The organism is Pseudomonas sp. GL-B-19 (assembly GCF_019956415.1).
Classification (GTDB): domain Bacteria; phylum Pseudomonadota; class Gammaproteobacteria; order Pseudomonadales; family Pseudomonadaceae; genus Aquipseudomonas.
In genome coordinates, this window is record NZ_JAHBDK010000080.1 from 1 (window position 1) to 13,586 (window position 13,586).

At 57.5% G+C, this 13,586-nt stretch carries 12 protein-coding genes; 3 read left to right on the forward strand and 9 right to left on the reverse strand.

Annotation, left to right across the window (positions count from 1 at the left end; translation table 11 throughout):
- Nucleotides 1-273: 273 nt before the first annotated feature.
- The 4 genes from KGB06_RS26330 to KGB06_RS26345 form a co-directional block, all read right to left on the reverse strand.
- The gene (locus tag KGB06_RS26330; protein ID WP_223521037.1) at nucleotides 274-3,360 is read right to left on the reverse strand and encodes an efflux RND transporter permease subunit; all 3,087 of its coding nucleotides are present in this window, start codon (nucleotides 3,358-3,360) and stop codon (nucleotides 274-276) included.
- Nucleotides 3,357-4,478, reverse strand: a complete 1,122-nt coding sequence (locus KGB06_RS26335; RefSeq protein WP_223521039.1) for an efflux RND transporter periplasmic adaptor subunit — start codon at nucleotides 4,476-4,478, stop codon at nucleotides 3,357-3,359. The genes KGB06_RS26330 and KGB06_RS26335 overlap by 4 nt, the downstream gene beginning before the upstream one ends.
- Before the next feature lie 175 nt (nucleotides 4,479-4,653).
- Complete coding sequence (locus tag KGB06_RS26340) at nucleotides 4,654-5,274, reverse strand: TetR/AcrR family transcriptional regulator (protein ID WP_223521041.1); 621 nt, start codon at nucleotides 5,272-5,274, stop codon at nucleotides 4,654-4,656.
- A gap of 241 nt (nucleotides 5,275-5,515) precedes the next feature.
- Nucleotides 5,516-5,893: a winged helix-turn-helix transcriptional regulator gene (locus tag KGB06_RS26345; RefSeq protein ID WP_223521043.1), complete on the reverse strand. Its 378-nt coding sequence runs from the start codon at nucleotides 5,891-5,893 to the stop codon at nucleotides 5,516-5,518.
- A gap of 101 nt (nucleotides 5,894-5,994) precedes the next feature.
- Between KGB06_RS26345 and KGB06_RS26350 the strand changes: the two genes are divergently transcribed.
- Nucleotides 5,995-6,744, forward strand: coding sequence for an NADPH-dependent F420 reductase (locus KGB06_RS26350; protein ID WP_223521045.1), 750 nt, complete (start codon nucleotides 5,995-5,997; stop codon nucleotides 6,742-6,744).
- Between the two features lie 357 nt (nucleotides 6,745-7,101).
- Here the strand turns inward: KGB06_RS26350 and KGB06_RS26355 are convergent, their stop codons facing one another.
- From KGB06_RS26355 to KGB06_RS26365, 3 genes are all read right to left on the reverse strand, one after another.
- Nucleotides 7,102-7,749, reverse strand: coding sequence for a c-type cytochrome (locus KGB06_RS26355; protein ID WP_223521046.1), 648 nt, complete (start codon nucleotides 7,747-7,749; stop codon nucleotides 7,102-7,104).
- A gap of 9 nt (nucleotides 7,750-7,758) precedes the next feature.
- Nucleotides 7,759-9,018 carry a molybdopterin-dependent oxidoreductase gene (locus KGB06_RS26360; RefSeq protein WP_223521048.1) on the reverse strand — a complete coding sequence of 420 codons (1,260 nt, stop codon included), beginning with the start codon at nucleotides 9,016-9,018 and terminating at the stop codon, nucleotides 7,759-7,761.
- A gap of 262 nt (nucleotides 9,019-9,280) precedes the next feature.
- Nucleotides 9,281-10,798, reverse strand: a complete 1,518-nt coding sequence (locus tag KGB06_RS26365) for a nucleobase:cation symporter-2 family protein (RefSeq protein WP_223521050.1) — start codon at nucleotides 10,796-10,798, stop codon at nucleotides 9,281-9,283.
- Nucleotides 10,799-11,053: 255 nt separating this feature from the next.
- Between KGB06_RS26365 and KGB06_RS26370 the strand changes: the two genes are divergently transcribed.
- Together KGB06_RS26370 and KGB06_RS26375 are read left to right on the forward strand one after the other, a co-directional pair.
- Nucleotides 11,054-11,335, forward strand: coding sequence for a BrnT family toxin (locus KGB06_RS26370; RefSeq protein ID WP_223521052.1), 282 nt, complete (start codon nucleotides 11,054-11,056; stop codon nucleotides 11,333-11,335).
- A 3-nt stretch (nucleotides 11,336-11,338) separates the two neighbouring features.
- A complete protein-coding gene (locus tag KGB06_RS26375) occupies nucleotides 11,339-11,671 on the forward strand; it encodes a BrnA antitoxin family protein (RefSeq protein WP_223521053.1) in 333 nt (110 codons plus the stop codon).
- A gap of 34 nt (nucleotides 11,672-11,705) precedes the next feature.
- Here the strand turns inward: KGB06_RS26375 and KGB06_RS26380 are convergent, their stop codons facing one another.
- Nucleotides 11,706-12,533, reverse strand: coding sequence for an arylamine N-acetyltransferase family protein (locus KGB06_RS26380; protein ID WP_223521055.1), 828 nt, complete (start codon nucleotides 12,531-12,533; stop codon nucleotides 11,706-11,708).
- Nucleotides 12,534-12,644: 111 nt separating this feature from the next.
- A complete protein-coding gene (gene xth / locus KGB06_RS26385; RefSeq protein WP_223521057.1) occupies nucleotides 12,645-13,439 on the reverse strand; it encodes an exodeoxyribonuclease III in 795 nt (264 codons plus the stop codon).
- Between the last annotated feature and the right edge of the window lie 147 nt (nucleotides 13,440-13,586).

Below are 13,586 nucleotides of genomic sequence, written 5' to 3' on the forward strand. Positions count from 1 at the left end.
GGGAACAAACTGGTCTGGGTACGGGACTGTCCCTGGATGTAGGCCATAACGAAAAATGCTCCGTATCTTTCGATGCGGAGCATTTTCTTTGATCGCCAGGCAGATTGCTAGGTTTTCACACAGTCTGTTCTGGCGGGTTTTTTTCGTTTTGGCGTTCCGTTGGATCTGAGTTCGGGATAAAGGTCAGTTCGATAAAAGGGAGTACCCTTCAGTCGCGCACTACTGCTTCAATCTCCGACGCGGCTTGCCGTTCGGCCAAGCCGCACGTAGATATCAAGCAACATGAGTGTTCGCTGCAAGCTCATGCGCGGACTCAGGCTTGATCTTGAACCAGAGGGCGTACATCGCTGGCAGGAACACCAGGGTCAGCACTGTGCCGGCAAACGTACCGCCAATCAGGGTGTAGGCCAGCGTTCCCCAGAATACCGAATGGGTCAGAGGAATGAACGCCAGCATCGCCGCCAACGCCGTGAGAATCACGGGCCTCGCGCGCTGCACAGTGGCTTCGACCACGGCGTTGTAAGGCGACAGGCCGGCTTGCTTATTGGAGTGAATCTGGCCGATGAGGATCAGCGTGTTGCGCATCAGAATCCCAGACAAGGCAATCAGTCCCACCAAGGCGTTGATCCCGAACGGTTGCTGGAACAGCAGCAGAATTGGCACCACACCAATCAGGCCCAAAGGCGCGGTGGCGAACACCATCATCATTGCCGACATCGAGCGCACCTGAATGATGATGGTCAGCAACATTAGCGCGATCATGATCGGGAACAACGGCAGCAATGCCTTGTTCGCTTTACCCGACTCCTCGATCGCGCCGGCAAACTCAATGCGGTAGCCCGCCGGCAGTTTTTCGATGATGGGCTGCAACTGCGTTATCAAAGCATTGGAGACATCGGGTGGCTGAAGACCTTCAGCCACGTCACCGCGCACGGTTATCGTCGGCGTACGATCACGACGTCGCAGAATGGGCTCCTCCATGCGCACATCCACCGCCCCCACCTGGGACAGCGACACGCGCTGCCCTTGGGCGCCGGTCAGCGTGAAGGCGGCAATTTTCGACGGATCCAGACGCGTCTCTCCCGCCGAGCGAGCGACCACCTGAACCGAACGAATGTCCTCGCGCACCTCGGTGACAGGCTCTCCCGTGAGCAGGAATTGCAACTGTTGCGCGACATCGGTCGAGGTCAAGCCGAAAGATTGCAAGCGATCCTGATCCAGCGTGATATGAAGCGCTGGTGTGCGCTCGCCCAAGTCGGTGTTGACTGTCCTCATCATGGGGCTGGCGGTCATGACCTCGCGCACCTGCGCGGCGATATCTCGTAACATCGCGGGGTCGGCGCCCATCACCCGGAAGGCCACCGGATACGGTGAATAAGGACCAAATACCAACTGCGTCACCCGCACCCGAGCTTCAGGCGCCAAGCCATCGGCCGCGGCTTGTCTGAGGCGGTGCTTGAGCGCCTCACGCTCTTGCTGATTCGCGGTCAGGACGACGATTTTTGCGAAGGATGGATCGGGTAGCTCAGGTGCCATCGCCAAATAGAAGCGCGGCGCGCCCTGGCCAATGTAAGCGGTGACGATCCTGGCCTCTGGCTGCTGAGCCAACCACGCCTCGACCTTGGCCGCCGCCACATCAGTCTGTTCGATAGAGGTGCCGTAAGGCATCTGCACCTCAACCAGCACCTCAGGTCGGTCAGACGTTGGGAAAAACTGCTTGTTGACCACGCCCATGCCCAGAATCGCAACAACAAACAAGCCAACGACGGATGTCGCCACCAGGCCTTTGCGGCGGATCACACTGCCCAGCAGGCGCCTGAAACGCTGGTAGTTCGGCGTACCGTAAATCGCCGCATGCCCGCCTTCGGGTACCTTGATCTGCGGCAGCAGTTTGACGCCCAGGTAAGGGGTAAACACCACGGCCACCACCCAGGAAGTGATCAGCGCAATGCCAACGATCCAGAACATATTCGCGGTGTACTCACCAGCGGTCGATTTGGCAAAACCGTTGGGCATAAAGCCGATCGCCGTCACCAACGTCCCCGACAACATCGGCGCGGCCGTGTGGCTCCAGGCATAAGCAGAGGCCTTGATTCGGTCGTAGCCCTCCTCCATCTTCACCACCATCATTTCAATGGCAATGATTGCATCGTCCACCAGCAGTCCCAGCGCCAGAATCAACGAGCCCAGGGTAATTCGATCGAAGTCTTTGCCCGTGGCCGCCATGACAATGAACACCGCGGCCAGGGTCAGCGGTACCGCCGCGGCAACCACAACGCCGACACGCCAGCCCATGCTGAGAAAGCACACCAGCAGCACCACGCCCAGGGCAGCAAAAAACTTCATCATGAACTCGTTGACGGATGCGCCGATGTTCACCGCCTGATCCGTGACCTTGGTCAGGCTCATGCCCAAGGGCATCTGCTCATTGATCGCTATCGCCTCAGCCTCCAGCGATTTCCCCAGATCCAGACCGTTCCAGCCATCGCGCATTACCACGCCGAGCAACAATGCCGGCTCGCCATTGTTGCGTACCAGGAACGTCGCAGGGTCCTCATAACCGCGCTTGACCTCAGCCACATCGGACAACTTGAGGGTTCTACCCTGCACCGTCAGCGGGGTATTACGAATCTTCTGCAGGTCATCAAACGCACCATCCAGGCGGATAAAAACCTGTGGGCCCTTCGCTTCAACTGAGCCGGCCGGAGTCATCATGTTCTGCGTGTTTAACGCACTGAAGATGTCTCGTGCGGAAATACCTAGTGTCGCCAGACGCTCATACGACAGCTCGACAAAAATGCGCTCGGCCTGTTCACCAATGATGTTGACCTTCTTCACACCCGCCACATGCAACAGACGCTGGCGCAAGCTCTCGGCTTCGCGCACCAACAGGCGTTGCGGCTCGCCCTTGGCCTTGAGCGCATAGAGCGCGAAGGTGACATCGGAATACTCATCATTGACCATCGGGCCGATCACCCCAGACGGCAACCCCTTCTGCTCATCCAGAATTTTTTTGCGCGCCTGGTAAAACTCCTCCTGGACGGCTGAGGGCGGCGTGCTATCGAGCAGATAAACCGTGGTGAATGCCAAGCCGGGCCGGGTAAAGGTCTCGGTCCGATCGTACCAACGCAGTTCCTGCATGCGTTTTTCCAGTTTTTCTACCACCTGATCTTGCATCTCCAGGGCCGTCGCCCCAGGCCAGGCGGTGACCACCGTCAATTGTTTAATGGTGAATGCGGGGTCTTCCGCACGCCCCAGTTTGAAGAAGGCGTACAACCCACCCACAGAAATCAGCAGGATCAAAAACAGGGTGATTGAGCGCTCGCGTACGGCCAGCGCCGAAAGATTGAAGCCGCTCATCGACTTACCTCAACCACTGAATTTTGCGGAGCATCGGCGAGTTCAGTCCTGACCTTCTCTCCCTCACTCAGCAAGTGAGCACCCAATGCGACAACACGATCACCCACCTGCAGATCACCCGTCACGCGCACGCTGGCCTCATTATTCAGGCTGCGAACTTTGATCGGGCGCCATGCCACCTGCTCCGGTTCCCCGCCCACCACCCAGACCCCCGGGCCTTTACCGGCGTCGTAGAGGGCCCCCATGGGCACCTGTAATTCCTTGGCATCAGCAACATCCGTGTCAGCGATAACCACTGAGATCGTCGAACCCAGGGTGGCGTTGGAGAGCGCCCCCTCCAGCACATAACGCGCTTCAAACGTTCGGGTCTGTCGGTCGGCAGAGTCGGACAACTGGCGTAAACGCGCGCTACCTGCAGTCTGGTGCTGGCCGTATAACTCAACCGTCGCCGCCGAGCCCAGCGCAGGACGTAACGTCTCGGGCAACTGGATCACCGCCTCGCGCTGCCCTGAGTGGGCAACACGCACCACCACCTGACCTGCGCCAATCACCTGTCCCGGCTCAGCCAAGGTGTCCACCACAACCCCATCAGCATCAGCCAATAACGTCGAATAACCGGTCGCGTTTTTCGCCACATCAGCCTGGGCTTGGGCAGCGTTGAGTTGGGCTTTCGCCGAGTCGGCAGCCGCTTTGAACCCTGCGTAAGCTGAAGCAGATACCGCTCCGACGGACACCAGTTTACGGTAGCGAAGCTCATCATCGGAGGCCTGCCGGGCTCGGGCAATAGCGGCCAGCACCGCTTCCTGCTGCGCCCTCGCGGTCAGCGTCAGGTCGTTGGCATCGATGCGCATGAGTGGCTGCCCGCGCTTGACACTCTGCCCAGAGTCCACCAAGCGCTCCAAGACTTTCCCAGGCACCCGAAAACCGAGATCGCTCTGAACTCGAGCGGCGACGATACCGGTGAATACCCGTGCCGCAGGTGCGGAAGGTTGAACTACACCAATGCGCACCAAGGGCATCTGGAGACGAGGATCTGCAGGCGCGGCCTCGTTGCAGGCCGTCAGGGCAAACGGCAACAAGCCAATGAAAATGAATGACAGGCGGGGGCGCTGGATCATAGAGACCTCTAAGTAGCGGATGCCCTATGCTTATTCAAGTGACCATTTCTGTCAATAGTCACCATTTAAGCAAATGCACGCCACCCTGTTGATCAGAGCAACGCAGAAAGGCTAGAGATCCGGTTTTAAAGGCGCGCACGTTGATACGGATGGCAGCCCATCCGTCAGCTGCGGCTTAAGGCATTAGGCTGCGCAGAACAAGATTGGAGATGAGCGAAGGGGCTTCTTCAACAAAATCGAGGTTGTACTGCAATAGCAGAGGATTGATGTAGGGCCGCAGAGCAAGATGAATCGCTTCTACTGTCTCGTCCAACGGTGTCTTGCGTTCAAACTCGCCGAGTTCTCGCCCCTCACGCACGATTTGCAACACGAAGTTCTTGATCTGAGCGTCATAGACTTGCGAGCTCGGCCAGCGCTCCGATGCGGAGAACGCCGCGATGTCATAGAGTTTACGGTCGTTAAAGAACAGGCTCACACCGGTAGCGATCAGGGTTTTGACCAATCGCCGAAAACGCTCAGTCGGCGAGATGCCTTCTGCATTGATGGCCTGCTCCACAGCTGCAACGATTTCCGTCAGGCAATTGGTACAGATAGCGTTACCAATCGCCTGCTTGGATTCAAAGAACTTGTAGATGTAAGCCTTGGAAAAACCGATGGCCTTGGCCAGGTCAGAAACCGTGGTTTTGCCGTAACCGTACTGACTGAAATGCTCGTTCGCCGCCGCGACAATCTGGTCTCGAATGTCGTGATCGGCTGGGCCGCGGGCGCTGGGAGAAGAAACGGATGGCTGGTTCATGCGAGCAGCTTACGCATCCCAAAGCGGGTTGACAACTTATGACCAAATTGCAATATCGTCACAAACCGTCCAGTCCGAAGGATGTTTGGCCGTCTGCACCGAGGTAAAGAAGCCGCCTTCGCCGGCTATCGGGCCTCGCAAGCCGGAGCAATTGCCAAACGTCTAGCAGTGGTCGCGTAACCGGCCGTTTTTTTTAGGTTTATCGGCGAGTGCCTCCTCTCAGCCCGAAGATTCTACGTCGCTAAGTGGTCTCGACGCGCTTTGCATCGTGCTGGTGACGGAGTTCGGCCCAGTCGATAAGCGCTGTCATAGTAGGGGCAAGTGCATGACCAAGCTCTGTCAGGGCGTACTCCACCCGCGGAGGCACCTCTGGGTAAACCGTTCGGTGGACGATGTCGTCTTGTTGGAGCCCCTTCAACTGCTGGATAAGCATCTTCTGCGTGACATCGGGAATGAGCTTCTCCAGTTCAGAGAATCGAAGCGGCCGGCCTTTGGCGGCCATCAGATCATTGATGATGACGATCTTCCACTTCCCCTCCAGCACGCGAAGCGTAGCGTTGATGGCGGCAGACCAGGCCTGACGCCGTAATGGGTTCTCACATTCCCACTCACGATCCATCGATACTTACCTTTTGGTGTGTTACAGACAAAAACGTCGGTTCTTGCGAATTTTGCAGCAGCGATAATATCGTATCTGGACTTTGAATCCTTGGAGGGACTATGAAAATCGCTATCGTTGGAATCGGATCTATCGGCGGGAACCTTGCCCGTCGACTCGCCGCTGCAGGCCATGAGGTCCGCGTGGCCAACTCCCGCGGAAAGGCTGCTGTGAGCAGTTTTGCTAAAGAGGCAGGCGTCATCCCCACCGACCTCGAAGATGCCATCGACGGCGCTGATGCAGTGATGCTTGCCATCCCACTACCCGCAATCGCAACGCTTCCAGAAGACCTGCTGGCCGCATTGCCATCCTCGGTTCCGGTGGTCGACACCAGCAACTACTATCCAGGCCTGAGAGACGCGCAGATCCCCGCATTGGAATCTGGTCAAACGGAGAGTGTCTGGGTCAGCGAGCAGCTCGGCCGACCGGTCATCAAGGCCTTCAACAATCTTCTGGCTTACTCGCTGGAAAATCTTGGTAAGCCGAAAGGGTCGGAAGGTCGTCTGGGAGTCGCCGTCGCTGGCGACGATGCCCGTCAGAAAACTCTCGTGATGAAGCTAGTCGATGAAGTTGGCTTCGAGCCAGTCGACAGCGGAAGCCTCGAGGATTCGTGGCGCCAACAACCATGCACTCCAGCGTACTGCTGCGATTACACCGCTGATCAAATGCGTCCGGCGCTGGCCGCCGCAGTCAAGGGAGCCGCAGCGCAGAAACGAGAGGAGCTTAATACGCGTTTACCTGAGCTCTTCGCCAAGAATCCTTCCCACGTCGACGTGGTGGTATTTAACCGGAACTTCAACGCTGCCAACTGAATTCCTCGTCACCGATCCATTCGTAAGCCATGGTGGATGGATTGCGGCACGCCAATGGTTTCTTATGCAACGGTCCTGACAGTCCTTGCGGTGCGAGTGCACCCGGCCAAGCTCATCGACCCTGTCGCCTCCCCTATGAGGGTCCGCTTCGGGTCGAGGCTGTGTAAAAACGCTTTTGGGTGCTTGCAGTAACAGATATCAGCCTGAAAGCGGTGCTTTTGCGTGAATTATGTGTTTGTTCAGCCACCTTGCAAAAGCAGAGGATAAGCGCGGACCTTAAAAACGTGCATGCGTTTTTACGCAGCCGATACAGCCGTCAGAGAGCAGGTTCCCGGCTCAGATGAGCCGGGACTGAACTTACTGCTGCAATATAAACGTAGTCAGGGTTTTCAGATCGTCCGGGCTTAACTGCGCGAAAGGCGGCATCGGGATTTCCCCCCATTTGCCGGCACCACCATGCTGAATGCTGGACGTTACCTTGGCCAGCGCCTGCGGGTCATTGGCGTACTTGGCAGCCACATCGTGATAGGCCGGGCCTACGACCTTATGATCGATCGCGTGGCAGGACAGACAGGAGTTGTTCTGGAGCAAAGCCATGGCATCGGGTTTTGCGACAGGCGCCGTCGGGGGTTGGCTTGCCGTCGGGCTCGAGGCCGCCTGCACATCGGCATCGCTCGTATGAGCACTACCGTAGGTCACCGCAAGGTAGGCGCCGATCATGCTCACATCCTGATCGCTGATCGGAGCTCCATACACCTTCTGCATCTTGCCCGCTTCTGCCGTCCATTGCGCCAGGCTCATGCCAGGAGGCTGGAAGTTGATGTAATCGGCAGAGTGGCAGGTGGAACATTTCTGTTGCGCCAACTGATAACCAGGCAGCGCATTGGGCTTGAGCACAGCCGTTTCCGGCGGCAACGTGATCGACAGTGGCGCTGCACTAGCCAGCGTAGCCAAACAAACCTGAGCCGCGCACAGCAAAGTGGTCATGCGTTTCATGAGTTTCATGCAGGCCCCTCAGGCGACAGTCACGTGGCTGGTTTCTACGACATTGCGGCGGTAGCCGCCAGGGTTCCAGTCGGCTCGCAGCGGTTGCGTCTCGCCCGCACTGTTACTGGCTCGCACCATCAATTGTGTGGCGCCCTTGCTGGTAAAGGTGATCGGCAGCGTCCACTCACGGAAGGAGAAACGGCCAAGGTCCTGCCCAAGCTTGGCTTCGCGCCAGTTTTTTCCGCCGTCGATCGAGATTTCCACCTTGTTGACGCCAACACCGCCGTCGAACGCAATGCCCTTGAGCACCACGTTTTTTTTCAGCGGCAACACATCGCCATGTTTAACGCTGGTGATGAAGCTGCGTATCGCCAATTTTGAGATCGGTTTGGTTTGTGCCGCAGTGGTGCCAGGGGCGATGCAGAAACAATCGTTGTCCGGAAGGCGGTAACCTTTAGCCATGAAGAAACCATCGAAGGTATGGTCGACGACTTCGATCTCATTCAGGTGTTTGACCCAGTACGTGCCGAAATAGCCTGGCACTACCAGACGTATCGGGTAGCCGTTGAGGAACGGCAGATCGGTTCCATTCATCGACCAGGCGATCATGGGCTCACCGTCCATGGCATGGCTGATGTCCAGGGCCTTGATGAACTCCGGTGTGCTCGGCAGCACTGGCTTATCTAACCCACGGAAGGTCACTTGCCTGGCTTCGGCTTTCACACCGGCCTTTTCCAATACCGCCTTGAGTGGTACTCCCACCCAGCGGGCATTACCCATTGAACCATTACCCAACTGAGCGCCAAACACACGCGGCATCGAGAAGCCACGACTGTTACCCGAACACTGATTGACGGCCACCACTTCTACCGGTTCGGCGAGAGCCTTGAGTTCTGCCAGGGAAAGCGACAGCGGCGTGTTGACCGAGCCCTTGATCGTCAAACGGTAAGTATCCGGATCGATGTTGGTAGGAAAATTGGCCAAGTGGTAACGCACGAAAAAGGCGTCATTCGGAGTGATGGGCCCTTCGTTGAAGACAGGGAACGGCGTCTCAAGGTGCGGCGGGCGCGTGGTCACCAAGGTCAACGGGCGTTTTTGCGGGTATTGCACCAGCGGCCGTGGACCAGCAGCAAAGGTTACTTCTTCGGCGGTTTCGTCGACCGCCTTGGTTTCGTCGGCTGCCTTGGCGAGGCTTGCCAATGGAGAGGCCGCCACTGCCAGGGTGAAGGCATCGCGCAGAACGCGCCGGCGGCTCGGCTTGCTGTTATCTATAAAACTGAACTTCATTCTGCGCTCTCTATAATTGTTTTACTGAGATGCAACTGACAGCTCTCCCCCGCCAGGCTGGATGTGTAAACGGGGTTTCGCAGGGAAACCAGTATCGCCACGAGCACGTCGACTGCTTTTCATTTGACGTCAGTGACTTCACATTTGATGACAGTGACAGCCGAAGCCCGCTTGGTCAACTCCGTCGCCAGAGCGCAATTCGGACAATAAAAAAGGCGTCCCCAAAGGACGCCTTTTTCATATTGCCAAGCCTTGAATGTTGTCAGACATGCTCACTACTTTTCGCATGCGCCGCATGCGGTTCTCCATGTCCGTGGTCCATCTCCACCACCGGAATTTCTTTCCCGTCGCAGTCATGCAGCTTGCCTTCGCTGAAGTAATCCCCTTCACGCAACGCTGCCAGATCCTGATAACGCAGCACGCGCTCAGTACCGGCCGCGAACACCGACTGCTGATCCGAGTTACCGGCCGTGAGGTGATTGAAGGTCAGGTTGAGCACGATGGCCATGATCGCCGAAGAGCTGATGCCCGAGTGGAAGATGGTCGCGAACCAGCTTGGGAAGTGGTCGTAGAAGTTCGGTGCAGCGATAGGGATCATACCGAAACCGATGGAGGTGGCGACGATGATCAGGTTGACGTTGTTGCGGTAATCAACTTTGGACAGCGTACGAATACCACTGGCCGCCACGGTGCCAAACAGCACGATACCGGCGCCGCCAAGGACAGACGTCGGCACCGCCGCGATGACCCGGCCCATGAAGGGCAGCAAGCCGAGAATCACCAAAAACACACCACCCGTGGCGACCACGAAGCGACTCTTGATCCCGGTCACCGCCACCAGCCCGACGTTCTGGGCGAAGGCGCTTTGGGTGAACGAGCCGAAGATCGGCGCAAACATGCTCGACAGCATGTCGGCGCGCAGACCGTTGCCCAGGCGTTTGGAGTCGACTTTGGTGCCGATGATTTCACCGACGGCGAGGATGTCCGCCGAGGTTTCCACCAGCGTCACCATGACCACGATGCACATCGACAGGATGGCGGCGAAGTGGAAGGTCGGCATGCCGAAATGGAACGGCGTCGGGAAGCCGAACATCGGGCCTTCGGTAACAGACGAGAAGTCCGCCATGCCAAGGAACACCGCGATGACCGTGCCGATGACCATCGCCAACAGAATCGACAATCGGGAGATGCTCGCGCTACCGACCTTGCTCAGCAGCAGAACCAACACCAACGTCACTGCCGCCAGGCCAATGTTCGCCATGCTGCCGAAGTCTGGTGCGTGGCTATTGCCGCCCATGGCCCAGCGTGCAGCCACCGGCATCAGCGTCAGGCCGATGGTGGTGATCACAATGCCCGTGACCAGCGGCGGGAAGAACTTGGTGATGCGCGAGAACACCGGCGTGATCAACAAGCCTATCAACGATGCGGCAATCACCGCCCCGAGAATCGACTGAAACCCGCCCTCCCCGCCACTGCTGACAATCGCCACCATGGTCGCGACGCCAGAGAACGATACGCCCTGCACCAGCGGCAACTGACAACCGAAAAACGGTAAACCAAGGGTCTGGAGTAACGTCGCCAGCCCCCCTGCAAACAATGAAGCAGCAATCAACAAACCGATGTCCGCCGGCGAGAGCCCGGCCGCCTGACCGATGATCAATGGCACCGCGACGATGCCGCCGTACATGGTCAGAACATGTTGCAGGCCGTAAGCCATATTCGCGCCGATCCCAAGGTTTTCATCCTCGGGCCGTTGGTGTGAAACATGGGGCGTTTTCATGGTTGGGGGGTTCCCTGGTTTTTGTTATGCGCACACTGTATTCAAAACCCAGGACAACTGTCTATAGAGTTGTATACAACTTATCATACAGATTATGACCAGTTGTTCATTTCACCCTTGGCTGTGCGGCTTTCCTCCCCTCAAAACTTTTGAAATACATCGTGACGCGGCCCTTCCACATTCCCCACTAGGCTTTGGCATTCCCAGCGACCGCCGGCACGGTCGCCTCTCGCTTATACATATAAAGTATGCATAATGAAGCCATTCGAAATTCAGTTTCACAAGGCAAAAAACGCAGCCAACAAATTAAAGCACCAGGGCATCAGCCTTTCAGAAACAGAGCCGGTTTTCTGTGACGAGCGAGCGCTTACGCTTCAAGACCACCACCATGATGAACAACGGTGGATCATCATGGGGATGGATGCCAAGGGTCGCTTGTTGGTCGTTGCGTATACCTATCGAGATCCGAATTTCGTTCGAATCATTTCCGCGCGCATCGCTACCAAAAACGAGCGCCGACGGTACATGGAGGATTGACCGATGAAAGATGAATACGACTTCAGCAATGCCAAGCGTGGGGCTGTTGCCTCCAGCAAAGGCAAAACCAGAATCACCATCATGCTCGATGATGCCGTCATAGAGGCGGCTCGCTCACTCGCCGAGAGTGAGGGATTTGGCTATCAGACAGTGATCAATAACACCTTGCGTCAGGCACTGCTCAATCACAGGGAAACAACCGCCGAGCTCGACCAGCGTGCCGCTTTCGCGAATGCCGGACATTTCAAAGAAGGGATAACCGCCTCCGAGCTGAAGAACCTCGAAAAAAAATTATCCGAGGTTCTCAGTGAAATTCATCGAGTGATGGCGCCTTGAGTTATCCCCCTGTGGAGTCTCAAAAAACGCTGGCTCAGTCTGGGCGGACCAACTGCTCAAGCACTCGCTTCAAACCCACATGTTCCGGCACCCGGATCCCGAACTCATCCTTCAGCAACCCGATCAGCTCATCCACATCCACCACCTGCCGCCGTTCGCTTTCGCGACCGACCCGATGTATTGCAAAACTGCCGTTGTTCAGCGTACGGCGCCAGCCCTCCCCGGTCCGGGCAACCATCAGTTGCCGGGCAAACGACGACTCGGGATGGGTCGAGACGTACCAGTTGCCGACGGTGTAATCGATGTCTTCCTGGCGTTGCAGGTCGAAGATGTACATCGCCCGCCACTCGCCGCCGACGTTGGCGCGCAGGGTGTAGCCGTCTTCATGCCGTTCAATGCGATACGGTTCATGGGGGGTGAGTTGTTCGGCTTCGGTATCGAGCATCAGCGGCGCAGTAGGGACCATGCCGCCGAAGCCGACGTCAGTGATGTAACGCACGCCGTCCAGCGTGACCAGGCTCAAACGGTGCGTGCGAGCGGTCCATGCGCCCTCGCGCTGGCCCATCACTACCCGGCCGGTGATGCCGTGAGCATCAAAGCCTAATGCCTGGAGCAACGCCAGGAACAGGTTGTTGAGCTCATAGCAGTAACCACCTCGACCGTCGTACAGGACTTTTTGCTCGATGGACGGCAGGTCAATCAGCACCGGCTCGCCCGACAACGTGGTGAGGTTTTCGAACGCGAATTCACCGGTGTGGCGCAGTTGCAGCTGGCGCAGGGTTTCCAGGGTCGGCGCCGGGGGCGCGTCGAAGCCCAGACGCTGTAGATACAACGCAAGGTGGGTCAGGCGTGGCTCGCTCATTGCTCAGTCCTTATGCATGGGCCGCGGATCACTCCGCCGATGGTCGCCATGTATAAGGGATAAAGCAGTGCAACTGACAATTGATTTCGCCAATCACCGCTCTCATCAATGTCAATGTCGCTTGCGCGAGCTCACACGAATCCACGTCGGCGCGTGATCACTGGCATGCGGTTCATTGCGTACCCAGGCATCGACCCCCGCCTCTTGCAGATACGAACTCAGCGCAGGGTTCAACAACAGGTGATCGATGCGCAGCCCGGAATTTGTCTGCCAGTGCTGTCGGAAATAATCCCAGAACGTGTAAAGCCGATCCTGCGGGTACAGATGGCGCAGGGAGTCAGTCCAGCCCTGATCCAGCAAGCGCTGATAACACTCGCGGCTTTGCGGTTGTAGCAACGCATCCTTGAGCCAGGAACGCGGGTTGTAGATGTCCAGATCAGTGGGCACCACGTTGTAGTCACCCGCCAGCACCACCGGATGCTCGCTGCTTTGCAGATCCTTGGCATAGGCGATCAGCCGCTCGAACCACGCCAGTTTGTAATCGAACTTCGGCCCCGGCTGCGGGTTGCCATTGGGCAGATACAGACACCCCACCAGCACGCCGTGCACCTCCGCTTCCAGATAGCGACTGTGGGTATCCGTGTCGTCACCCGGCAAACCGCGTCGAATCTCCAAAGGTTGCGCATCTCGCGCCAGGATCGCCACCCCGTTCCACGACGACTGGCCCTGCCAAATGGCGCCGTAACCGGCCGCTTCGAGCTCGGCGACTGGAAAAGCCGTGTCGACCGACTTGAGCTCCTGCAAACACGCGATGTCCGGTTTCTCGCGTTCTAGCCACGCCAGCAGATTGGGAAGACGCGCTCGCAAGCCGTTGACATTGAAGGTGGCGATTTTCAAGTTCTTCATGGTCCGACGCTCGCTACGGATTGGCGGTATCCAGTTGTGTCAGGAGTGAGTAAGGACAGTTGCCGTGGCAAACGCTGCAGGCGATAAAAGGTACCGGGGCGGCTGGCGGAGGTGCCGGGGGTTGTCCCTTATACACATCTGACGCTG

Bases quoted from the DNA above. Each gene is read 5' to 3' on its own strand.
- KGB06_RS26355 (WP_223521046.1), bottom strand. From the start codon at position 7,749: ATGAAACTCATGAAACGCATGACCACTTTGCTGTGCGCGGCTCAGGTT.
- KGB06_RS26350 (WP_223521045.1), top strand. From the start codon at position 5,995: ATGAAAATCGCTATCGTTGGAATCGGATCTATCGGCGGGAACCTTGCC.
- KGB06_RS26335 (WP_223521039.1), bottom strand. From the start codon at position 4,478: ATGATCCAGCGCCCCCGCCTGTCATTCATTTTCATTGGCTTGTTGCCG.
- KGB06_RS26340 (WP_223521041.1), bottom strand. From the start codon at position 5,274: ATGAACCAGCCATCCGTTTCTTCTCCCAGCGCCCGCGGCCCAGCCGAT.
- KGB06_RS26375 (WP_223521053.1), top strand. From the start codon at position 11,339: ATGAAAGATGAATACGACTTCAGCAATGCCAAGCGTGGGGCTGTTGCC.
- KGB06_RS26330 (WP_223521037.1), bottom strand. From the start codon at position 3,360: ATGAGCGGCTTCAATCTTTCGGCGCTGGCCGTACGCGAGCGCTCAATC.
- KGB06_RS26365 (WP_223521050.1), bottom strand. From the start codon at position 10,798: ATGAAAACGCCCCATGTTTCACACCAACGGCCCGAGGATGAAAACCTT.
- KGB06_RS26345 (WP_223521043.1), bottom strand. From the start codon at position 5,893: ATGGATCGTGAGTGGGAATGTGAGAACCCATTACGGCGTCAGGCCTGG.
- KGB06_RS26360 (WP_223521048.1), bottom strand. From the start codon at position 9,018: ATGAAGTTCAGTTTTATAGATAACAGCAAGCCGAGCCGCCGGCGCGTT.
- KGB06_RS26370 (WP_223521052.1), top strand. From the start codon at position 11,054: ATGAAGCCATTCGAAATTCAGTTTCACAAGGCAAAAAACGCAGCCAAC.
- xth (WP_223521057.1), bottom strand. From the start codon at position 13,439: ATGAAGAACTTGAAAATCGCCACCTTCAATGTCAACGGCTTGCGAGCG.
- KGB06_RS26380 (WP_223521055.1), bottom strand. From the start codon at position 12,533: ATGAGCGAGCCACGCCTGACCCACCTTGCGTTGTATCTACAGCGTCTG.